Raw genomic sequence first — 21,451 nt, 5'->3', positions numbered from 1 at the left:
GCGCTACGGCGCCGGGCGTGGTGGGCGGAAGGTGAAGGCGTACATGCCGCGCCGGCCGGCCGCGAACAGGTCCAGGGAGTCGCCGCCCCAGGCGCATTCGTGCAGCGCGCCGTCCACCCGCATCGCCGCGACCGGCTGCAGGTCGCCGGTCAGCGGGCGGATCCGCAGTTCACCGTCCTGGCTGGTGGTGGCGAGCCAGCTCCCGTCGGCCGAAACGGCGCCGTGGGTCACCGCGGTCTCGGCGAATGCGGCGCACCCGGTGCGGCGCAGCGTGCGTACATCGAAGCAGGCGACGCCGGAGGCGTCGATCACCGTGATCCGGTCCCGGACCACGTGGATCGCCCGGACCTCGGCACGACGCGAGGGGAGCAGCGGCCGCAGCCGGTTCTTCCGGCACTGCCAGACGGCGAGTTCGCCGCCGGCTCCGGCGAGGATGAGCCGGTGACCGGGCAGGAAGGCGGCGGCCCGGATCGGACTGTCGCAGGTCCGGTGCAGCGGTTCACCGCCGGCGACCGACCGGACGGTGACTGCGCCCTGGTCGTCCCACCACGCGAGCAGGTCCTGGTCCGGGGCCGCGGCGCAGCCGAGCGCACCGGGAAGTTCCTCGACCTCCCATCCGTCGGCCGGCGAAGAGGAGGGTTCGCGGAGCAGGATCGTCCGGGATGGCGACGCCGCCGCGATCCACGATCCGCAAGGGCCGACCACGCACCGCCGGATCGGCTCCTCTCCCGCCCACAGCACGGCGCCGCCGCCTCCGCCGATCTCCCACCTGCGCACCACACCGTCGCGGCCGCCGCTGATCAGCGATGTCCCGGACGGTGCCACCGCACAGCTGTCCACCCAGTCCACCGGTCCGCCGACGGTCTCCTGGCCGAGCCGCGGAAGATCCCACACCCGGACGGTTCCGTCACTGCCGGTGGTCATCAGCGTGCGCCGGTCGGGCCCGATCACGCACCCGGTCACCCATCCCGGATGGGCTCGCACCACGGCGACCTGCGCCCCGTACCGGTCAATCATCCGGATCGTGCCGTCCTCGCCGCCGGAGATGATCCGGTCGCCGAAGGCGACGATCGTGCTCACACACCCCTGATGTCCACGGACGGTGACCGTCTCGCCGCCACCGCGGATCGGCTGGATCCGGATCGTCCCGTCCACGCCGCCGAGCGCCACCCAGGACGGCCCGGCCGCCAGCCCGGCGACCAGGTCCTTTCCCGCCATGACCAGGACTTTCCGGCGTCCGCTGCGCAGATCGTGGCCGACCACCGCGCCTTCGTCACTGGCCGTCAGCACCCGGTCGTCGTCGTAGAACGTGCAGCCGACCAGCCGTTCGCCGCCCCGATGGCCGAGAATCCGCCAGTTCCCGGCCACATCGAGGACGATCAGCTCCCCCGCGGCGCTCACCGCCGCGATCCGGTGGCTGGCCGGGGCCGCCGCGCAGCCCAGGATCTCGCCGGACGTCGTCCACAGGGTCCGCTCCTGCCGGCGGTCCACGTCCCACAGCCGCAGCGTGCCGTCGGCACCCGCGGAGATCAGTGACGCTCCGTCATATGTCGCGGCGAGCGCCTTGATCGCCCCGGGGTGCCCGGTCAACCGGGCGAGCACGTCACCGGACGCCGGATCGTGCAGGGTGATCACGCCGCTGGCGCCGCCGGTCGCGATCCAGCCGGTGGCGACCGCGACGGCGTCGAGCCAGCCGGGGCCACCGCCGATCACCCGGGTCAGGCTGTCCGGTCCGACGTCGGGCAGCGGCCAGCGCGCGGTGAGTCCGGCCCGGCCCCGCTGTGCGGCGGCAAATTCGGTCACGCCGGCAGCGAGTTCGGGCGCTCCGGAGAGCCGGGCGAGCAGCACGTCGGCCAGTGCGTCCGCGGGCTCGATCGGTGCGAAGAGTGAGGCGCCACGGGAGAGCCGGGCACGCAGCGCACCGGCGCGCGGATCCGGCACCCGATCCAGATCGGCCACCGCGGCCGCGACACCGAGCATCGGGATCTGCCGGGCCAGCCGCCGCAGGTCGGTCACGGTGGCGAACAACTCGTCCCACCAACCGGCTTCCCGCAGGTGAAAGGCGAGATGCCGCCACAGATGGCGCTCGGTGGCGGGCAGCGTCCACCACGGCCCGCCGCTGCGCGGCCGGGCCATCTCCAGCAGGCGGCGGTTCACCTGCGCGATCTCCGGGTCGAGGAGCCGATTGCGGAGGTACGCCCGGAGCACCCCCGCCACGCGCAGCCCGTCCGCGGTCGGTTTCACCAGGCCCAGCCGGGCGTACGTGGCGCGCAACCCGGCCGCTTCACCGGCGTTGAGCTCCCCCGTCCCGGCCCAGAGCAGATCGGTCATCGCGTCCGGGATCGGCTCGGCCCCGGGAAAGATCCCGAGCTCCAGCAGGCGCCGCCGATCCGACTCGGTCAGCAGCTCCAGGGCTGCCTCCGCGGTCCCCTCCACAGCGCGTTCCCGCTCGCCGGGCACGGCGAGGTCGAGCGCCACCCATCCGTACGCGCCCAGTTGATCGATCAGCTGGTGCGGTGCCACCCGGTGCCGCAGCACGCCGTTGACCAGACTGATCAGCAACGGCCACCGTCCGGTCAGGGCGAGCAGCGCCGTCAGGTCCGGCAGCGCCAACCCTGGCAGGTCCCGGGTGAGCAGCGCGGTCGCCTCGTCGTGCCCCATCCCGCCGACCTCGATCCGGGGCAGATCCTCGGGCAGCGCCCCGGCCACCCGGGTGGTGATCAGCCGGCGGCAGCCCGGCCCGTCCAGGAACGGTTCGAGCTGCTCCGCGGTCCACACGTCGTCGATGACCAGCAGCACCGGCGGCCGGTGCGCGAGCGCGGCGGCGAGCCGCACCCCCGCCTGAGCCGGGGTGACCACCCCGGGTCGTTCCCCGGTGAGCTGCTCGACCAGGTCGCCCACCAGCGCGGCGAGCGCCGCACCGGTCCGCTGCTGGCCGACCGTGGCCCAGAGCAGCCCGCCCGGGAACCGGTCGCGCAGGCCGGGCAAGCGGACGACCTGCTCGGCCAGCGTCGTCTTGCCGATCCCGCCGATGCCGTGCAGCGCCACGTCACCGGCCAGCAGCAGCTCCCGCAGCCGGGTCTGCAGCCGGCCGCGTTCCACCAGCTCGTCGCCGGGGCCGCCGGCCATCCACGGCGCCGGGCGCGGCTGCGGCACCGCGGCCGGCCCGGAACCCTCCACCGGCCGGCGCAGGCGCCCGAGCACTCCGCCGGTCGTGCCCGTCCACCGCCGCCACCCTGTGCCGTCCGTCACGCTGGGACCAACGGCGCGGAGACGGGCAGGTCACCGCTATTTCTCGACCAGATTCCGCAGGGCGCCGAGCGCCGTGTGGTCACTGACCTTGGCGTAGATCTTCTTGTCCTTGCCGACGAACACGGAGAAGGGACACGCCGTCTCGGTGCCTTCGAGCTTCTTGTCGAGCAGCAGCCGGTGCGTGGCCACCTCGTAGACCCGCAGCCGCCAGCTCGCGTGGTACAGCGTGACCGTCTCCGGATCCGGGTCGGTGTACTTGCAGGTGCGGATCTTCTTGCCCTCGGTGGTCCGATCCATGCAGGCGGCCATCTGCACCTTGCCCGGGCCGCGTGCGGCCCAGGTGTTCTCGTCGCTCTTGGCGGTGCCCTCCTCCTGCAGGTAGAAGACCGGGTCCTGCGAGCGCACGTCGTCCGGGCCGGTCTTGACCAGCAGCACCACCGGGTGCGGGGCCTTGCCCGCCCGCTTCGGGGCGTCCGGGAAGTAGACGTTGGCGTCGCAGACCTGGTCCAGGTCGTAGATGTCCTTGGCGGCCGTGACGCTGGGCTGCGGCTCGGTCGACGTGGCGGACGGCGTCGCGAACGGGTTCCCGGACGGGTCGTCGGTCGGGAAGGCGAAGCCGGACGGCAGCGTGAACGGGTAGTCGTCGCCGGCGCCGCCGTGCGATCTGTCGCCGGAATGGCTCAGCGCGTAGATGCTGCCACCGCAGAGCAGGACGATGGCGGCGATCACCGAGGTGATGACGGCGGCCAGGACGCCGCCGCGGCGCCGGCTGCCCGGGGAGGCCGGCAGGGGCGGCCAGGGCTGCCCCGGGAACACACCGGCGGGATAGCCGGGATAGCCGGCTGGCTGGGCGCCGGGATAGCCCGGGGGTTGCGCGCCGGGATAACCCGGGGGTTGCGCGCCGGGATAACCCGGGGGTTGCGCGCCGGGATGACCCGGCGGTGAAGTCGGGGGATGGCCCGGCAGTGCGGAGGCGCCCGGCGCGGGATAGTTGCCAGGTGCCGGGAAACCGGTGGGGGCCTGCGAAAACGGAGGGGGTGGCTGAGGAAATGGCTGATGCGGTGGCGTCCACGGCTGCGGCGGTGGCTCCGCGCCCTCGGCCGGGCGGGCCCACTCGGAGACCGGCTCCGCCGGCGGGGTGTGCGGCTGCGGAGGCTCTCCCGGAGCGGCCGGCCGGACAGGCGGCTCGACCGGCGCGGCGGTCGGGTCGGTGGGCGGGCCGGCGGGCGGCGGCGCGGTCGGGTCGGTGGGCTGGTGCGATGTGGGATCCGGCGCGCTGTTGTCGCTGCCTGGTGTTTCCCCCGTGCCGGTCACGTCGGTGTCCTCCCCTGTGCGGTGCGGGCCCAATGTATCGAAGCCTGTCTCATCAGGTGAGCCCGGGCTCAGACCCGGTCGACGGTGCGCTCCTGGAGATACCCGAGATCAGGTTCCCAGCCGAGGCCCGGGGTGGCCGGGACGGTGACGAATCCGGAGTCGCAGACCACCGGCTCGGTGGTGATGTCCCGGGCGTAATACTTGTCCGACCCGGACACGTCGGAGGGCAGCGTGAAACCGGGCAGCGAGCTGAGCGCGACGTTCGCGGCCCGGCCGATGCCGAATTCGTGCATGCCGCCGCACCACACCGGTACGCCCTCGGCCCGGGCCAGGTCGTGCGCGCGGACGGCGGCGGTCAGCCCGCCCATCCGGGACACCTTGATGTTGAGGATCCGGCCCGCCCCCAGCCGCAGCGCGGTGACCAGGTCGGCCACCTCCTCGACCGATTCGTCGAGGCAGATCGGGGTCTGCAGGGTCTCCTGCAGAGCAGCGTGCGCGACCAGGTCACGCGGGGCGTACGGCTGTTCGATCATCGTCAGGCCCGCGCTGTCCAGGCTGCGGAAGACGCCGGTCTCCGCCGCGGGGTAGGCCCCGTTCGCGTCCACGTGCAGCGGGATGCCGGGGAAGGCCGCACGGACCGCGCGCACCGGTTCGACGTCCCAGCCGGGGGCGATCTTCAGCTTGACCCGCTGGTAACCCTCGGTCACCCGCGCCGACACCTGTTCCAGCAGCTCGTCGATGGTCGATTCGATGCCCAGCGAGACGCCGGCGGCCACCCGGTCCCGGGTCCCGCCGAGGGCCGCGCTCAGGGCGGTCCCCTGCCGGGCCGACCACAGCGCCCAGGCCGCGACGTCGAAGCCGGCGCGCGCGAAGTGATTGCCGCGGACCTTCGCCAGCACGGCCGCGAGATCCGCCGGGTGATCCCACCCGGTCGCCAGGGTCAGTGGCTTCAGGTGATCGCGGGCCACCGCCCAGCAGCTCTCCACGGTCTCCGCCGAATAGAACGGGCCGCTCGGCGAGGCGATCTCGCCCCAGCCGGTGGCCCCCGACTCGTCGGTGAGCGCGACCAGGATGTGCTCCAGTTCGCGCTTCGCGTGCGAGCTGGTCCGGAAACGGTGCACCAGGGGCAGGCGCACCCGGCGCAGTGCGACGTGCTGGATGCGGATCATGTCTCCTCCACGTGGAGGTCGAGCTCGGCGGCGAGCGCGTCCCGCTCCCGCAGACGCCGGCCGGCGCCCTTCGAGCTGGCGATGGTCAGGGTCGCGAGCAGGTGCAGCGCGAGCACCGTCGAGGTCGGCGAGTTGACGTATGAGGCGCTGCCCGTGCCGACCACGATCCGGGCGGTGGCGAGGCCGGCCAGGGGCGCGTCCTCGGCGTCGGTGATCAGCACCAGGTCGCCGCCGTGCCGGACGTAGGCGGTGGCCACCTCGACCGTCTCCCGCCGGTACCGTTCCAGCGACACCGCGATCAGCAGGTCACCCTGCCGGATGTCGCTGAGCACGTCGAGCGGGCGCAGCGCCGCCCCGTCCACCAGATGCACCCCGGACAGCCCGGCGCTCAGGTCGGAGGCGAGCAGCGACGCGTAGCTGAGCGACTTGCCGTTCCCGACCAGGAAGCGACGCCGCGCGGAGACGATCAGCGCCGCGGCCCGTTCGATCGCATCATGCTCGGCGGCCCACTGCAGCGCCCGATCGAATTCGGCCCGCTGCTGTTCCAGCACCCGCTGCTTGAGCACCTGCGCCGACCGTCGCTGAACGTTACGGTCGAAGCGCTCCGCGGGCGTGCCTCTCGAAGTCACGCCCCATCCTCGGTTGCGAACAGGTACGCCACCCGCCCGGGGTCACCATCCGGCCGGACCACGTCCACCAGGCGCCCACCCTCAGCAAACCGCGTCACCAGCTCACGCCGCAGCCAACCCCGATCCGCCGGATCAGGCGCGGCAACCCGCTCCCCCGCCGCCACGACGATCCGCCCATCCCCCGGCCCTGCCCGGCCCCGGCCTGCGCCCACCCCACCCCCGGCGCCCGGCATGCTGTCGGCGTGACCCGTGGCGGGTAGGCCGTCGGCATGCCGGGTTGCCGGGCTCGTGCCGGGGATCGGGGGCACGATCGTCGGCGGCTGGGCGGTGTCGCTGGGGACGGCCTGGTCCAGGTTCCAGGAGACGAGGACTCGGTCGGTGCCGGGTTCGCCGTAGAAGTCGGGGAGGAAGCGCAGGCCGGTGGCTCGCAGGACGGCGAAGTTGAAGTGGGCGTTGCGGAGGGCGTAGGGGTCGAACGTCCATCTCATGGTGCGAGCGCCGGTCAGGCGGGCGGCGGCGGCTTGGGCGTGTTTGAGGAGGCGGCCGATTCCGGTGCCCTGGGCGGCAGGGGCTACGACGGCGGCCTGTGAATAGTGGTAGATCTCGCCGTCCTGGAGGCCGGTGAAGCCGTAGCAGAAACCGACCAGCTCACCGTTCTCGCCCAGGGCGCCGATCACGGTGCCGCCGTTCTCACGGAGGGCGGCCAGCAGGCGCGGGTTCAGGCCCCACTCGGGCGCGGTGTAGCCGAAAACGCTCCGATAGAGGAGCCCGGCAGCCGTCCACTCGGCTATCCCGTCCAGCTGCCGCACCACGACGTCCATCCGCGCCCCTCCTCCAACGATCCTGCCGCGACCGGTGCCGCAGTCCCCACCCGGCGCCGCTTCGGCTCCGGACCGGTTCGTCACACCGCCGCGGTCGCCGCCGACGGCCCGCGCCTCGGCCACGGCTTGGTATGCCATGGAGGAGATAGCGAACGTATGATTGCCATCCTGACGCCCACAGCGCTCGTTGACAATCTCCTTCTTCAAACTTAGCGTTCGCATATGTCGTCATCTGCGATCGCGCGGCTGCAGCGGTATGTCCTGGCCGAGTCGCCTACCGGGGATTCGCGGGGGCTGGGGGCGTTGGCCGAGATGCTGGAGGCGGATGCGGTGGCGGCCGGATTCAGCGTGGGGCGGGAGGCGCATCCGACCGGTGATCATCTGATCTGGAGCAGGGCCGCGCGGGGGGTGGCCGGGGAGCCGCTGCTTTTTCTCAGTCACTACGACACGGTGTGGCCGGTGGGGACGCTCAGCGGGATGCCGTGGCGGGTGGACGGCGACGTGATCCGGGGCCCGGGGGTCTATGACACCAAGAGCGGGATCGTGGCGCTGCTGGCGGCGGTGGCGGCGGTGGACCGGCCGCATCCGGAGATCCGGGTGATCGTGGTGGCGGACGAGGAGGTCGGGTCGCCGACCGCGACCGGGCTGGTCGAGGCGGAGGGGCGGCGGGCGGGGGTGGTGCTCGGGCTGGAGCCGCCGCATCCGGGTGGGGACCTGAAGACCGGGCGGCGTGGGAGCACCCGGGCGCGGATCGAGGTCGGTGGGGTCGAGGCGCATGCGGCGCTCGATCCGGGGGCGGGGGTGAACGCGATCGACGAGCTGGTCGATCAGCTGCTCCGGGTGCGGGAGATCGGTGCTTCCCGGCCGGTGCTGGTCAACACCGGGACGATCGGCGGCGGTGGGCGGACCAACGTGGTGGCCGGTCAGGCGTACGCCGATCTGGGGCTGCGGTTCGCCGATCCGGAGGATGAGCGGGTCGTGCTGGGCGAGTTGGCCGGGCTGCGGGCGGTCCGGGCGCGGGCGACCGTCGGCACGCGGCTGCTGTCGCACCGGCCGACGTGGCGTCCGGGTCCGGCCGGGGACCGGCTGCTGGCCCGGATCGCCGGGATCGCCGCCGCCATCGGGCAGCCGCTGGACGGGCGCCCGGCGGACGGCGCGGCCGACACCAACACCACCGGGGCGCTGGGTCGGCCCACGATCGACGGCCTGGCACCCCGCGGCGGCGGCGCGCACGCCCGCACCGAGTGGGTCTCCGCCGCCGGCATCAGCGAGCGGATCGCCCTGCTCACCGCCCTGATCACCGATCTGGCGAGCCACTGAGCGGGCCGGTGGGCGCCGCGGACATCAGCGGTGAACGGGGCGGACGGATGCGGTCACGTTTGCAAGAATCCCGGTAAAGGTTTGGCCGAGGCGTCCTCGGGGTAACCGCGAGGGGGCCGATGGACCTCTCGGGGGTGACTTCGATGCTCAACGACAACGAACGCCGCGCCCTTGCCGAGTTGGAACGCGATCTGGAGCACGACCCGGACTTCTCCGCCCGGATGGCCGGCCTCGGCGTCGTGCAGCCCGAGCCGGCCTTCCCGATCGTCCCGGTGCTGTGCGCGCTGCTGTTCATCACCCTGCCGCTGGTGATGATGTTCTTCGGCTGGCCGGGCGCGCTGATCCTGCTGGATCTGTTCACCGCCGTCGTCGCGGTCATCATGATCCGCCGCCGGGCCGTCACCGGCTGATCGGCGGCGGGCCGGCCGGTCAGGCGCGGACGTCGAGCAGATCGCCGGTGCGGTTCAGCACGTCACGGAGCTGGCTGAAGTCGACGCCCCTGTCCTGCAGCAGGCTGACCAGGCTGGACGCGCTGGTCGCGGCCGAGGTCACGTCCGAGGTGTCCATGTCGAGCAGGTCACTGACCCTGGTCAGCTTCTCCGGGTCGGCGAGCCCGGCGACCTGTCGCCCGTCGCCGGGATCCGCAGCGTCCTGCGGGCGGGGCTGCGGACGGTAGGGCGCCTGCGCCTGCAGGATCTGGTAGGGCGCGGTGTTGCTGATGCTGCTGATCGTGGTCACTGTGACTCCCGGTGTGGCCGTGACGCCTGCCGCCGCGGACGGTGGAGTTCATCGGCCGGTCCCCGGGAAAGCTCTGGAAATGAAACCGGGAAAGTCAGCCGGTGGTGATCGAGGTCGCGCTCACCACGCCGGACGAGTCGGTGGCGCCCTGCACGGTCACCCGGAGTCCGGCGGTCAGGTCGGCGACGGTCGCCGGGGTGGTCTTGCTGACCGTGGTGGTGTCCGACGCCCGGACCGTCACCGTCTGCCCGGCCGCGGTCTGCACGTACACCGTGTTCCCGTCGATTCTGCTGATCGTTCCGGACGTCCCCGGTGCGGCCGGCCCGGTCGGCCCGAAGCCGCCGCTGGGCAGGCCGGCGCCACCGGGGAAGGCGCCGGAGAACGAACCGGACGGCGCGGACGACGACGAGGTGGACGACGTCGACGAGGACCCCCACCGCTTGTGCACCTGGATCCCGCCGAGGAAGCCGCCCACCAGCAGCACCAGGCCGGCCAGCACCAGGGTCGTCCGGTTCCACCAGCGTTTCGGCGCGGCGTGGGCGATGGCGCTGTTCAGGTCGTCGTGCTCGATGTCGGTGGGGGTGCGCGGCAGCACCTCGGTGTCGTCGTTCATCTGGGTCCTCACTCGTAGCGCAGGGCGTCGATCGGCCGCAGCCGGGCCGCGCGGGCCGCCGGGAGCCCGCCGAAGAACAGGCCGATCAGCACGGACACACCCAGGGCGAGCAGCACCGAGCCGGGCACCACCACCGGCTGCACGCCGACGATCGAGAATCGGCTGCCGATCAGTGCGGCGGCCACGCCGAGGCCGCCGCCGATGACGCTGAGCAGCGTCGCCTCGATCAGGAACTGGCTGAGCACCACCCGCCGGGGTGCGCCGAGCGCCTTGCGGATCCCGATCTCCCGGGTCCGCTCGGTGACCGTGACCAGCATGATGTTGGTGATCCCGATGCCGCCGACGAGCAGGCTGATCGCGGCCACCGCGCCGAGCAGGGTGGTGAACGTGTCGGCGGTCTCGGTCTGGGTGGCGAGCAGTTGGGAGGCGTTCTGGATCCGGTACGCCGCGGTCCCGTCGCTGCCGGCCGGCGTCTTCCTGTCCAGGATGGTGGCGATCTCGCCCTGTGCGGTGTCGACGTGGTCGCTGTCGCGGGCCTCCACCAGGATCGAGCTGAGCGTGCCGTATCCGGCGATCACCTGGCGGACCGCGGAGATCGGCGCGACCGCGGTGTCGTTGGCGTCGCTGAAGCCGCCGGAGCTCTTCGAGTCGAGCACGCCGACGACGGTGAACAGCGCGCCGCCGACGGTGACCTGCCGGCCGACCGGGTCGACCCCGGAGAACAGTTCCGCGGCGACGGTCTGCCCGATCACCACGACGCGGCGGGCCTGCGCCTCGTCGTCCGCGGTGAACAGGGCACCGGTCCTGACCGGGAAGTTGGACGCGCCGAACCAGTCCGGGGTGGTGCCCACGAACGAGCCGACGTCGTGGTCGCTGCCGTCGTAGGTGATCGTGGCCGAGGTGCTGACCACCGGTGACACCGACTTCACGTCCGGGGCCAGCGCCGGGTCGTCCAGGGCGTCGGCGACCTTCATCGTCAGGCCGCTGCTCCGGCTGGAGCTCATCACGGTCAGCGTGTCGGTGCCGAGCGCGGAGATCCGGTCGGCGATCGCCCGCGCCGACCCGTTGCCGACCGCGACCAGCAGGATCACCGCGGCCACGCCGATCAGGATGCCCAGCATGGTGAGCACCGAGCGCAGCTTGTTGGCGGACAGCCCGCGCAGGGCGAACCGGAGGATCTCGGTGGCGCTCATGCGGCGTGCCGCCCCACGTGGTCCTGCCGGAGGTCCGCGGTGATCCGCCCGTCGAGGAGCCTGATCAGCCGGTCGGCCCGGGCGCCGACCTCCTCCTCGTGGGTGATCAGCACGATGGTGCGGCCGGCCGCGTTCACCTCGTCGAACACGTGCAGCACCTCCTCGGTGGCGTGGCTGTCCAGGTTGCCGGTGGGTTCGTCGGCGAGCAGCAGGGCCGGTTCGGTGACCAGGGCGCGGGCCACCGCGACCCGCTGCTGCTGACCGCCGGAGAGCTGGTGGGGCTCGTGGTCGGCACGGTCGGCGAGGCCGACCACGTCGAGGGCGAACATGGCGCGGCGACGGCGTTCGGCGGCGCGCATCCCCGAGTACGCCAGCGGGAGCTCGACGTTCGCCACCGCCGACGTACGGGGGATGAGGTTGAAGGCCTGGAAGACGAACCCGATGAGTTTGTTGCGCACCAGGGCCAGCTGGCTGTCGGAGAGCCGGCTGACGTCGTAGCCGTCGAGCAGATACCGCCCGTGGGACGGGACGTCGAGGCAGCCGATGATGTTCATCAGGGTGGACTTGCCGGACCCGGACGGTCCCATGATCGCCACGTAGTCGCCGCGGTCGACCTGCAGCGACACGCCGTCCAGCGCGCGCACCTGGGTCTCGCCCTCGCCGTACACCTTGTACAGGTCACGGACGTCCAGGACCGGCCGGGTCACGGGCATGGCTCAGCGACCGCCCTGGCCGCCGGCCGGCGGGGCACCGCCGCCGCTGAAGCCACCGGCGCCGAAGCCGCTGCCGGTGCGGAATCCGGCGCCGCTACCGGTGCTGGTGGTGCTGGTCGGGACGACCACCCTCTCGCCGGCGGTCAGACCCGAGGTGATCTGGTACGCGTCGTCGCCCTGCAGTCCCACCTCGACCTGCCGCACCTCCTGCTGCCCGGTCGCGCCGAGCACGGTGACGGTGGATCGCCGCCCGGTCGCGGTGACCGCCGCCGAGTTCACCCGGACCGCGTTGTCGACGCTGCCGGTGACCACCGCGACGCTGACCGTCTGCCCCGGCTTCGCGCCGTCCGGCGGGTCGGGCAGGCTGATCGTCACGCCGTAGGTGACCACACTGTTGCTGGTCGTCGCGGTCGGGTCGACGGCCAGCACCTTGCCGGTGGTCTCCGCGCCCGCCAACGCGTTCCAGGTGATGGTGGCCGACTGGCCGGCCTTGAGCGCAGTCGCGTCGGACTCCGAGAAGGCCGCGGTGATCTGCAGCCTGGTCAGGTCGGCCAGCTCGATGAAGCCGTTCGACGTGCTCGCCGAGGAGCCGGCGGACGCGCCGGACCCGCCGGATGCCGCGGCACCGGACGAGGTGCCGGCCGAGGTGCCGGCGGACCCGCTGGAGGAGCCGCCCAGTGAGCCGTTGACCGCGGTGACCGTCCCGGCCATCGGCGCGGTCAGCCGGGTGCCGTCGACCTCCGCCCGGGCGTCGTCGACCGCCAGTTTCGCCGAGGTGACCGCGTTCTCGGCGATGGTGGTGTCGGTGCCGGCCTTCTCGGCGCGCGCCAGCGAGTCGTTCGCGGCGGCCAGGTTGGCGTCGGCCAGTTTCCGGTCCCGCTCGGCGGCGGTGGCGTCGACCTGGGCGAGCAGTTGGCCCTTGGCGACCTTGTCGCCGACCTTGACCTTGACGCTGGTGACCGTGCCGGCCGTGGTGAACGTGGCGGCGGCGGTCGAGGCGCTGGCCACCGCGCCGTCGGCGGTCACCGTCCTGGTCACCGTGCCCTGCGAGACGGTCACCGTCCGCAGGTCGGTGGCTTTCGCCTGGTTGCCGGAGGTGGTGCTGCGGATCAGGTTGACGCCCCAGATCGCGGCGCCGACGATCAGTAATGCCAGCAGGGCGTTGATCGCCGTGCTGGGCCTGCGAAGGGCTCTCACGATCCCATCATGTCCGGTCCGACCGGTTCGTGGTGCGGTGTTGGCCGGGATTCCCGCTTCACCACGAACGTACGACCTGATCGTCGGCGGTGAGCCCGTCGGTCACCTGGGTGTACTGGTCGCCGCGCAGCCCCACGGTCACGGTCCGCTCGGACGACCGGCCGCCGACGCGCAGCAGCACGGTGCCGGAGCCGCCGGAGATGTCGTGCACCGCGGTGGACGGCACCCGCAGCACGTTCCTGGTCTCTCCGACCCGCACGGCGACCTGGGCGGACTGTCCGACCAGCAGGTCGCTGGGCGGGGCCGAGAAAGAGAGCACCGCGCCGTAGCGGACCAGCGTGCCGTCCGAGGTGCCGACCGGGTCGACCTGCACCACGGTCCCGGTCAGCGCGTCGTCGTGGTCGGCGAGCGTGATGGTGGCGCTCTGACCGACGGCCAGCGACCCGGCGTCGGCCTCCGGGAATGCGGCTTCGACCTGCATGGTGTACGTGTCGGCCAGGGTGACGAAGGTCTTCCCGCTGCTCACCGTGTCGCCGACGCTGCCCGCGACGGAGACCACGGTGCCGGCGATCGGGGCGGTGATCACGGCGCCGGCGAGCGCCGCCTCGGCCCTGGTGACGGCCTCCCCGGCCCGGTTGACCGCCTGCTGCGCGGTGAGCACCGGGTCGTTGCCGGTGTCCGGGTAGCCACGGGTGGTGCAACTGTTCACCGCCACGGTCGCCGTCGGGCTGACGTCGGCCCCGGCGAGAAAGCCGCGGTCGGATGCGGCGGTGGCGAGAAAGCCGCGGTCGGATGCGGCGGTGGCGAGAAGGCCGCGGTCGGATGCGGCGGTGGCGCACGCGGTGGCCGCGGCGGTGACCCGGGCCGCCTGGTCCCGCGCGTCGGTGAGCCGGCTCTTCGCGTCGGTGAGCGTGTTCCTGGCGTCCGTCACGGCGGCGGTCGCGGCGGTGGCGTCGACGGCGGCCAGGGTCTGCCCGGCCTTGACCTTGCTGCCGGCCCGCACGGCGATCGACGCGACCGTGCCGTTGACCGCGAAGGAGAGCTCCCGGGTGGTGGCCGGTCGGACCGTGCCGCTGGTCGCCACGTCCAGGGTGACGTCGCCCTTGCCGACCCGGACGGCCACGATCGTGCTGGTCGCGCCGCCCTGCTGGTGGCTGTGCACGACCGCGAGCAGCGCGCCGCCGACGATCCCGGCCACGACGATCCCGGCACCTATCAACCTATTGCGGTGTTTAGTCCGGTTTTGCCCCAACAGCTTGCTCATGATCGTAGATTGTGGCTGTTCACGTATCCGGACGGGCCCGAATCTCTGGAGCAGACATGCCGAGCTCGCATCTCCGCCGCGCCGCCGTCGCCCTGTCGACCGTGGTCCTGCTCGCCGCCTGCGGTGACTCGTCCGACAAGAGCAACGACAACACCGACGCACCCGGCGGTACGACGCCCTCGGCCTGCCCGCAGGGCACCGGCGGCCCGCCGTCCGGCATGGTGCCGCCGTCCGGAATGGCGCAACCCTCGGCAGTGGCCCCGGGCGGCCCGGGTTCCGGCACACCCGGCGCACCCGGCGGCCCGGGTTCCGGCGCACCCGGCGGCTCCGGCGCACCCGGCGGCTCCGGGGTACCCGGCGGCCCCGGCTCCGGCGGTCCCGGCGGGGACTGCGGTGGCGCTCCCCCGGCCGGCGCCGGCGGCGGCGAGATCGGCGAGCAGCTCGACCCCGGCCCCAGCCCGACCGGCTTCACCCCGCGCGGCACCGACCTCGGCGGCACCGGCACCCAGGGAGCCGTCCCCGGGGACAGCGGCACCCCCGACGCCGGTGACGCCGCCGTACCGGGCACCGCCACCCCGTCCCGGGGTGAATGACGACATCCAGGCCCGGCAACGACTGCGCCGGCACAACCGGGCCCTGGCCGAGCTCGCGGCCACCAAGACCGAACTGGTCAGCGCCCTGCTGCACGAGTTGCGCACCCCGCTGACAGCCGCCCTCGGCATGCTGGAGATGCTGCCCGAGCAGACCGGCGACCCGCTGCTCGACGAGGCGCTACCGATGATCGCCCGCAACCTGCGCCGGATCGAACGGTCCACCGCCGAGATCGCCACGATCAGCGGGATCGAGAGTGGCAGCCTCCCGCTCGACCGGATCAGCTTCGACCTGCCGGCCCTGCTCGGTGAGGTGGCCCTGGCCGCCGGCGCGGAATGCTCGGCCGACCCGGCGACCGGCCTGATCACCGGCGACCCGGCCCGGCTCGGCGAGGTGTTCAGCCGGCTGCTGGCCGCGGTCCGGGCACTGAACGGGCCGGCCGCGATCGAGGCGACCCTGGCCGGCACCGAGTGGCACGTCGCCTTCCCGCTCCCCGAAGGGCAGGCCAGCGACCGGCTGTTCACCTCCGGGGGAGCCGGCGGCAACGCGATGGCGCTGATCCTGGCGCGGGCGGTCGCCGGGCGCCACGGCGGCAGCGTGGGCGTGCACAGTGCGGGCGGAACGGCGTACCTGCGCATCGTCCTGCCGGTCTAGAGGGTGTCAGAGTCGCCCGGTCAGCGCTTCCACCCGGGTCAGCAGATCCTGCGCGGTGAACGGCTTGACCAGGTAGTCGTCGGCGCCCGCGTCGAACCCGGAGGCCACGTCCAGCCACTGGCCGCGTCCGGTGAGCAGAATGATCGGGATGTCCGCGGTCTCCGCGTCGCCGCGCAGCGCCCGGCACACCTCCAGGCCGGTCATCCCGGGCATGGTGACATCCAGGACGGCGAGGTCCGGCACGTGCTCGTGCGCGACCCGCAGCGCGTCCCGGCCGTCGCGGCACGCGTCGACGTCCAGACCGCCGGACCGCAGCACCGTCTCGACGATCTCCAGCACGGTCGGATCGTCGTCCACCACCAGAACGGAAGTCACCCCGTCCTCCTCGCTCGCTGCCACCCAGTATCGGCGCGGGAGACGGCCGGAGACGGCAAAAGCGCAAGGCGGGGAAGTCACGCCACCCTCCCGGCCGGCTACCTAGAGTGGTCCTCATGGTGGACGACGGTGAGCGGATCACCGGCGGGCGACTGTCCCGGTGGACCGTCGGACGGATGCTCTCGGCCGGCTTCCTGCTCGCCCTGCTCTCCCTCGCCGTGGTCGGGACCAGCGCCTATCTGCGCATCGGCGACCTGCTGCACGACCAGCCGCCACTGCAGCACTCGCACATGGTGCTCGGTGACATCGGCGCGCTGAACGACTCGGTGCGGGTGTTCGACAAGGTCGCCCGGGATGACCGCCCGTCGGCCGACCGGTGGGCCGACGCGTTGCGCGGCTCCGCCGCCACCGTCCAGGAACGGCTCGACAACCTGCGTCACGACGCGGCCGGGGACCGGGTCCATCAGGAGTATCTGGGGCAGTTGCAGCCGCTGTTCACCGGCCGGCTCGACGCGCTGCTGCGGGCCGCCGACGGCGCCACGCCGAAACCGGACGTCGACACCAGCGCCATGGACGCCCTGATCACCAAGATGCACCAGCACGAGGAGGATCAGCTCGACGACCGGTTGCAGGCGGCCCGCAGCAGCGCCACGATGACCCGGCAGCTGATCCTCTGGGTGTCGGTGGCCACCCTGGCGCTGGTGGCGCTGGTCGCCCGCTGGATCACCCACCGGATCACCGCGCCGGCCCGGCAGGTGACCGCGGCCGCGCAGCGGGTGCTGGAGGGCGACCTGACCCGGCGGGCCGAGGTGACCGGGCCGCTGGAGCTGGCCCAGATGGCCCGGGCGGTGAACGCGTCGATGACCGCGATGGTCACCGCCCACGACGAGGCGCTCGCCGCCACCGCCGCGAAGTCCGCCTTCCTGGCCACCATGAGCCACGAGATCCGCACCCCGATGAACGCGGTGATCGGCATGACCGGCCTGCTGCTCGACACCCCGCTCGACACCCGCCAGCAGGAACTCGTCGAGACCGTGCACGCCAGCGGCGGCGCCCTGCTCGTGATCATCAACGACGTGCTGGACTTCTCCAAGATCGAGGCGGGTGAGCTCAGCCTGGACGAGCGGCCGTTCGATCTGCGCTCCTGCGTGCAGCAGGCGATCAGCCTGGTCGCGCTGACCGCCGGCGGCAAGGGCCTGCACCTGTCCAGTCACCTCGCCCCGGACTGCCCGGCCGCGGTCCTCGGCGACGCCGGCCGGATCCGGCAGATCCTGGTCAACCTCCTCGGCAACGCGATCAAGTTCACCGACCACGGGGCGGTCACCGTGCACGTCGCGGCCGACGCTGCGCCCGGGCAGCCGGACCGGATCGAGGTGCGGATCGCCGTCCGGGACACCGGCATCGGCATCCCGGCCGACCGGCTGAACCGCCTGTTCCGCCCGTTCACCCAGGTCGACGCGTCGATCGCGCGCAACTACGAGGGCACCGGACTGGGTCTGGCGATCAGCCAGCGGCTGGCCGAGGCGATGGGCGGCGGCATCACCGTCGACAGCCAACCGGCCCAGGGCTCGACCTTCACCGTCACGCTGCTGCTGCGCCCGGCCGGCCCGGCGGAACAGCCGGCCCCGCTGCCCGCGGTCCCGGCCGCCGTCCGCCCGCTGTACGTCCTGGTCGCCGAGGACAACCCGGTCAACCAGCGGGTCGCCGAACTGCTCCTGGAACGCCGCGGCCACCGGGTCGACATCGTCGCCGACGGCGCCGCCGCCGTCGAGGCCGTCCACCGGACGCGTTACGACCTGGTCCTGATGGACGTCCAGATGCCGATCCTGGACGGCCTGGCCGCCACCGAACGCATCCGCGCCACTCCGCCACCGCACGGCGCGCCGTACATCGTCGCCCTCACCGCCAACGCGATGGTCGACGACGAGGCCGCCAGCCGCCGCGCCGGCATGGACGCCTTCCTGGCCAAGCCGCTGCGCGAAACCGACCTCGACACGATCCTCGCCGAGGCGGCCCGGCACACCCCCGAAGCCGGCCCCACCCCCGCCGCCGCGGAAACCGACGCCGCCGCGGAAACCGACGCGGCTGTGGAAACCGACGCGCCCGCGCCGCCGCGTCCCTCGGAGATCGCTCGCGCCGGGCTCGCCGCCGATGCCGCCCGGGCCGCCGCCGCCGCCGGAAGCGCCGCCGCCGCCGGAACCGCCCTGATCCGGGCCGCCGCCGCCCGGTCGGCCGAACCGGACAGCATCCGCGAATGCGTCCAGGCGATCGCCGGCACCGGCCCCGGCGACCGCGCCCGGCTGGCGACGATCCTCGACAACTTCGCCGACCGTCTGCCCGCCACTCTGGACCGGATGGAGAGGGCGGCCGCCACCGGCGACACCCGCAACCTGGCCCGCCTGGCGCACGGCCTGCGCGGTTCGGCCGCCACGCTCGGCGCGGTCGAGTTGGCCGCGCTCTGCGCCGATCTGGAGGCCCGCGCCCATCAGCACCCGGCGAACTCGATCACGCTACTCCGCGACCTGCACACGCAGGCCGCCGAGGTGTCGGCCATCATGCGGCGGCTGGCGGCGGACTTCGCCGCGGCCGCCTGAACCCGGACCGATGAAGATCAGGACCACATGCCTGATGTCGTGCGCCGCGGCCGACCACTGATCGCCGCTCATTGCTGGAGCATGGGTGGTGGTTCCGGTCCGTCAGGGGGCTGGGACTGGCATCTGGGCCACTGGATCACCGCCCATCGTCGCTGACCCCGGTTGAGGGCTTGCGGGAGCGTTCGCGGGGTCTGGCGGTCCGGGACATCCCGACTGGCGACAGGGCACTGCGCCGTAGGGAACCGACCCCGCGGACGCCACGAACGCCACGGCTGCGGCCGGCGCGCTCACGCCTCGCCGTCGAGGAGCAGGACGTGCAGGTGGCGGGGGCCGTGGACGCCCTCGACGCGGTTGAATTCGATGTCGCTGGTGGCGGACGGCCCGCTGAACCAGGTCAGTGGGCGGCCCGCGCCGAGCCGGGCGACCGCCTCCGGGACCGAGGCGACGACCTGGGCCGGGCGCAGCACCACGAAGTGGATGTCGGGCAGCAGGCTGATGATCCGGCGGCCCTGGTCGGGCGAGGCGTCCAGCACGATGGTGCCGGTTTCGGCGACGGCGACGGCCGCGGCGGTCAGCACGGCCTCGGCGGCGGCGATCCGGTCCCGGGGCAGGTCGTCGTCGATCAGGGCGGTGGCCGGATGCCAGGACGGCGGCAGGCCGGGTGGGATCACCACCGGGCCGCGGACCAGCCCGGACACCGTCGCGGCGATGGCCGTCTCGGGGATCCGGTGGACCGCGGCCCGGTAGTCGAGCAGCCGGTCGACGAGGAGTTCCAGGTCGGCCGCAGGGAAGTCGCGGCGGTAGGTCCGCGGGATGTCCGGGGCCGCCGGCGCGTCCCGCAGGGCGGCACGGATCCGGCCGAGGATCAGATCCTTGGCGCTCATCGGGCGGCCCACCAGTCGCGGAAGGTCTGGGCGGGGGGTTCGGGAAGGTCGCGGGCATCGGTCCAGGCGGACAGGGGGATGCCGCGCCGCCGGGCGATGCGGGCGAGTTTCGCGGCGCGCTGAGCCGACGCGTACCAGCGGGGATGGTTCATCGCGAAGGCCGCGGCCCGCATGGCGGCGCGTTCGGCCGCCGGATGGGGTGCCAGATCGCGCAGGTGCACCAGGATCGACGGGATGTCGATCCGCACCGGGCAGGCATCGAAGCAGGCGCCGCAGAGTGACGACGCGTAGGGCAGCGAGGCGTTGTCGGCGACGCCGGTGAGCTGCGGCGACAGCACCGCCCCGATCGGTCCCGGATACACCGACCCGTACGCGTGCCCGCCGGTCCGTTCGTAGACCGGGCACACGTTGAGGCAGGCGGAGCACCGGATGCAGTGCAGCGCCGACCGGCCGGCCGGGTCGGCGAGGACCGCGCTGCGCCCGTTGTCGAGCAGCACCAGGTGGAAGTTCTGCGGCCCGTCGCCGGGTGTCACCCCGGTCCACATCGTCGTGTACGGGTTCATCCGTTCCCCGGTCGACGCCCGCGGCAGCAGTTGCAGGAAGACCTCCAGGTCCGGCCACGTCGGCAGCACCTTCTCGATGCCCATCACGGTGATCAGCGTGTCCGGCAGGGTGAGGCACATCCGCCCGTTGCCCTCGGATTCGACGACGGCGAGCGTCCCGGTCGCCGCGATCGCGAAGTTCGCCCCGCTGACCGCGACCTTCGTGGACAGGAACGTCTCGCGCAGATATCGCCGGGCCGCCTCGGCGAGCACCGGCGGGTCGTCGGTGAGGTCCGGGTCGACGCCGGGCATGGCGCGCAGGAAGATCTCCCGGATCTCGGCGCGGTTCCGGTGGATGGCCGGCACCAGGATGTGGCTCGGTCGGTCGTGGCCGAGCTGCACGATGAGTTCGGCCAGGTCGGTTTCGACCGGCTGGATCCCGGCCGCCTCCAAGGCCTCGTTGAGCCCGATCTCCTGGGTCGCCATCGACTTGACCTTGATGACCCGGTCGGCGCCGGCCTGCTGGACGAGGCGGGTGACGATCGCGTTGGCCTCGATCGCGTCGGCGGCCCAGTGCACCACCCCGCCGCGGTCGGTGACCCGGGCCTCCAACTCCTCGAGGAGTTCGGGCAGCCGGGCCATCACCGATGCCTTGATCGCCGACCCGGCGGCGCGGAGTTCCTGCCAGTCGGGCAGTTCGGCGATCACCCTGCCGGACCTGCCGCGGATCGTGGTGGTGGCGTGCCGCAGGTTGCGCCGCAGCTGGTCGTCGGCGAGCGCGGTGCGGGCCGCCGCCGGGAACGGCTCGTCGCCGCGCAGGTGGCCGACGCCGCGCGGCGCGGTGGCCGGCATGCCGAGGAAGGTGCTCATGCGGATGCCAGGATTTCGGCGAGGTGCACGGTGCGCACCGGTGACGAGGCGCGGCGCAGCCCGCCGCCGATGTGCATCAGGCAGGACGAGTCCCCGGCCGTGCAGACCGACGCGCCGGTCGCCGCGATGGCGCTCATCTTGTCGGCGAGCATCGCCGCCGAGGTGGCCGCGTTCTTCAGCGCGAAAGTCCCGCCGAACCCGCAGCACTGCTCGGCGGCCGGCAGCTCGACGAGGTCCAGTCCGCGGACGTGCCGCAGCAGCCGCAGCGGCTTGTCCCCGACCCGGATCATCCGCAGGCTGTGGCACGTCGGGTGGTAGGTCACCCGGTGCGGGTAGTGCGCCCCGACGTCCTCCACCCCGAGCACGTCCACCAGCAGCTCGGACAGCTCGTAGGTGCGGCCGCCGACCGCTGCGGCCGCGGCGGCGAGCCCGGCGTCCCCGGCCGCCACCAGCCGGTGCTGATGCCGGATCGAGCCGACGCACGACCCGGACGGGGCGACGATCACGTCGTACGCCGCGAAGGTCCGGACGTAACGGCGCACCAGCGGGACCGCCTCGCGCCGGTAGCCGGTGTTGACATGCATCTGCCCGCAACAGGTCTGTTCCGGCGGGAAGACCACCTCGTGCCCGAGCCGCTCCAGCAGCCGCACGGTGGCCTTCACCGCCTCCGGGAACAGGGTGTCGGCGAGGCAGGTCGCGAACAGCGCGATCCGCACGG

At 73.1% G+C, this 21,451-nt stretch carries 20 protein-coding genes; 5 read left to right on the top strand and 15 right to left on the bottom strand.

Annotated elements, in window-relative coordinates:
• Nucleotides 1-3: 3 nt before the first annotated feature.
• The 5 genes from ACSP50_RS11215 to ACSP50_RS43350 all read right to left on the bottom strand — a co-directional run bounded on the left by ACSP50_RS11215 (nucleotide 4) and on the right by ACSP50_RS43350 (nucleotide 7,185).
• Nucleotides 4-3,252, bottom strand: coding sequence for an NB-ARC domain-containing protein (locus ACSP50_RS11215; RefSeq protein ID WP_014689301.1), 3,249 nt, complete (start codon nucleotides 3,250-3,252; stop codon nucleotides 4-6).
• A 36-nt stretch (nucleotides 3,253-3,288) separates the two neighbouring features.
• Nucleotides 3,289-4,068 (bottom strand): hypothetical protein, encoded by a 780-nt coding sequence (locus ACSP50_RS11210; protein WP_052311555.1) that lies wholly within the window; start codon nucleotides 4,066-4,068, stop codon nucleotides 3,289-3,291.
• A 566-nt stretch (nucleotides 4,069-4,634) separates the two neighbouring features.
• On the bottom strand, nucleotides 4,635-5,735 hold the full coding sequence (menC, locus tag ACSP50_RS11205; RefSeq protein ID WP_014689299.1) for an o-succinylbenzoate synthase: 1,101 nt from the start codon (nucleotides 5,733-5,735) through the stop codon (nucleotides 4,635-4,637).
• Nucleotides 5,732-6,364, bottom strand: coding sequence for a MurR/RpiR family transcriptional regulator (locus ACSP50_RS11200; protein ID WP_014689298.1), 633 nt, complete (start codon nucleotides 6,362-6,364; stop codon nucleotides 5,732-5,734). Before ACSP50_RS11200 ends, menC begins: the two co-directional genes overlap by 4 nt.
• Nucleotides 6,361-7,185 carry a GNAT family N-acetyltransferase gene (locus ACSP50_RS43350; protein WP_014689297.1) on the bottom strand — a complete coding sequence of 275 codons (825 nt, stop codon included), beginning with the start codon at nucleotides 7,183-7,185 and terminating at the stop codon, nucleotides 6,361-6,363. The genes ACSP50_RS11200 and ACSP50_RS43350 overlap by 4 nt, the downstream gene beginning before the upstream one ends.
• A gap of 222 nt (nucleotides 7,186-7,407) precedes the next feature.
• Here ACSP50_RS43350 and ACSP50_RS11190 point away from each other — a divergent pair, with 222 nt between their 5' ends.
• Together ACSP50_RS11190 and ACSP50_RS11185 are read left to right on the top strand one after the other, a co-directional pair.
• Complete coding sequence (locus tag ACSP50_RS11190; RefSeq protein WP_014689296.1) at nucleotides 7,408-8,505, top strand: M20/M25/M40 family metallo-hydrolase; 1,098 nt, start codon at nucleotides 7,408-7,410, stop codon at nucleotides 8,503-8,505.
• 143 nt (nucleotides 8,506-8,648) lie between these two features.
• Nucleotides 8,649-8,915, top strand: a complete 267-nt coding sequence (locus ACSP50_RS11185) for a DUF3040 domain-containing protein (RefSeq protein WP_099343740.1) — start codon at nucleotides 8,649-8,651, stop codon at nucleotides 8,913-8,915.
• A 19-nt stretch (nucleotides 8,916-8,934) separates the two neighbouring features.
• On the opposite strand, the gene ACSP50_RS11180 is transcribed toward ACSP50_RS11185, so the two are convergent.
• The 6 genes from ACSP50_RS11180 to ACSP50_RS11155 all read right to left on the bottom strand — a co-directional run bounded on the left by ACSP50_RS11180 (nucleotide 8,935) and on the right by ACSP50_RS11155 (nucleotide 14,157).
• Nucleotides 8,935-9,243, bottom strand: coding sequence for a hypothetical protein (locus tag ACSP50_RS11180; RefSeq protein WP_014689294.1), 309 nt, complete (start codon nucleotides 9,241-9,243; stop codon nucleotides 8,935-8,937).
• A gap of 94 nt (nucleotides 9,244-9,337) precedes the next feature.
• Nucleotides 9,338-9,856, bottom strand: a complete 519-nt coding sequence (locus ACSP50_RS11175) for a DUF5666 domain-containing protein (RefSeq protein ID WP_014689293.1) — start codon at nucleotides 9,854-9,856, stop codon at nucleotides 9,338-9,340.
• A gap of 8 nt (nucleotides 9,857-9,864) precedes the next feature.
• On the bottom strand, nucleotides 9,865-11,049 hold the full coding sequence (locus ACSP50_RS11170; RefSeq protein WP_014689292.1) for an ABC transporter permease: 1,185 nt from the start codon (nucleotides 11,047-11,049) through the stop codon (nucleotides 9,865-9,867).
• Nucleotides 11,046-11,762, bottom strand: a complete 717-nt coding sequence (locus ACSP50_RS11165) for an ABC transporter ATP-binding protein (RefSeq protein ID WP_014689291.1) — start codon at nucleotides 11,760-11,762, stop codon at nucleotides 11,046-11,048. The genes ACSP50_RS11170 and ACSP50_RS11165 overlap by 4 nt, the downstream gene beginning before the upstream one ends.
• A gap of 3 nt (nucleotides 11,763-11,765) precedes the next feature.
• Complete coding sequence (locus ACSP50_RS11160) at nucleotides 11,766-12,959, bottom strand: efflux RND transporter periplasmic adaptor subunit (protein ID WP_014689290.1); 1,194 nt, start codon at nucleotides 12,957-12,959, stop codon at nucleotides 11,766-11,768.
• Between the two features lie 58 nt (nucleotides 12,960-13,017).
• A complete protein-coding gene (locus ACSP50_RS11155; protein ID WP_231956905.1) occupies nucleotides 13,018-14,157 on the bottom strand; it encodes an efflux RND transporter periplasmic adaptor subunit in 1,140 nt (379 codons plus the stop codon).
• Between the two features lie 122 nt (nucleotides 14,158-14,279).
• Between ACSP50_RS11155 and ACSP50_RS43345 the strand changes: the two genes are divergently transcribed.
• Both ACSP50_RS43345 and ACSP50_RS11145 read left to right on the top strand, forming a co-directional pair.
• Nucleotides 14,280-14,816 (top strand): hypothetical protein, encoded by a 537-nt coding sequence (locus ACSP50_RS43345; RefSeq protein WP_014689288.1) that lies wholly within the window; start codon nucleotides 14,280-14,282, stop codon nucleotides 14,814-14,816.
• Nucleotides 14,809-15,468 (top strand): sensor histidine kinase KdpD, encoded by a 660-nt coding sequence (locus ACSP50_RS11145; RefSeq protein ID WP_014689287.1) that lies wholly within the window; start codon nucleotides 14,809-14,811, stop codon nucleotides 15,466-15,468. Before ACSP50_RS43345 ends, ACSP50_RS11145 begins: the two co-directional genes overlap by 8 nt.
• Nucleotides 15,469-15,474: 6 nt before the next feature.
• On the opposite strand, the gene ACSP50_RS11140 is transcribed toward ACSP50_RS11145, so the two are convergent.
• Nucleotides 15,475-15,843 carry a response regulator transcription factor gene (locus ACSP50_RS11140; RefSeq protein WP_014689286.1) on the bottom strand — a complete coding sequence of 123 codons (369 nt, stop codon included), beginning with the start codon at nucleotides 15,841-15,843 and terminating at the stop codon, nucleotides 15,475-15,477.
• 116 nt (nucleotides 15,844-15,959) lie between these two features.
• Here ACSP50_RS11140 and ACSP50_RS44585 point away from each other — a divergent pair, with 116 nt between their 5' ends.
• Nucleotides 15,960-18,437 carry an ATP-binding protein gene (locus tag ACSP50_RS44585; RefSeq protein ID WP_014689285.1) on the top strand — a complete coding sequence of 826 codons (2,478 nt, stop codon included), beginning with the start codon at nucleotides 15,960-15,962 and terminating at the stop codon, nucleotides 18,435-18,437.
• Between the two features lie 287 nt (nucleotides 18,438-18,724).
• On the opposite strand, the gene ACSP50_RS11130 is transcribed toward ACSP50_RS44585, so the two are convergent.
• The 3 genes from ACSP50_RS11130 to ACSP50_RS11120 are packed head-to-tail and all read right to left on the bottom strand — an operon-like array spanning nucleotide 18,725 to nucleotide 21,449.
• A complete protein-coding gene (locus tag ACSP50_RS11130; protein WP_014689284.1) occupies nucleotides 18,725-19,321 on the bottom strand; it encodes an LUD domain-containing protein in 597 nt (198 codons plus the stop codon).
• On the bottom strand, nucleotides 19,318-20,733 hold the full coding sequence (locus ACSP50_RS11125) for a lactate utilization protein B (protein WP_014689283.1): 1,416 nt from the start codon (nucleotides 20,731-20,733) through the stop codon (nucleotides 19,318-19,320). Before ACSP50_RS11125 ends, ACSP50_RS11130 begins: the two co-directional genes overlap by 4 nt.
• Complete coding sequence (locus tag ACSP50_RS11120) at nucleotides 20,730-21,449, bottom strand: (Fe-S)-binding protein (protein ID WP_014689282.1); 720 nt, start codon at nucleotides 21,447-21,449, stop codon at nucleotides 20,730-20,732. Before ACSP50_RS11120 ends, ACSP50_RS11125 begins: the two co-directional genes overlap by 4 nt.
• Between the last annotated feature and the right edge of the window lie 2 nt (nucleotides 21,450-21,451).

This window comes from Actinoplanes sp. SE50/110, assembly GCF_900119315.1.
In the GTDB taxonomy this organism is placed as follows: domain Bacteria; phylum Actinomycetota; class Actinomycetes; order Mycobacteriales; family Micromonosporaceae; genus Actinoplanes.
Note: the sequence above shows the minus strand (reverse complement) of the source record. Positions and strands in the feature narration are given on the sequence as shown.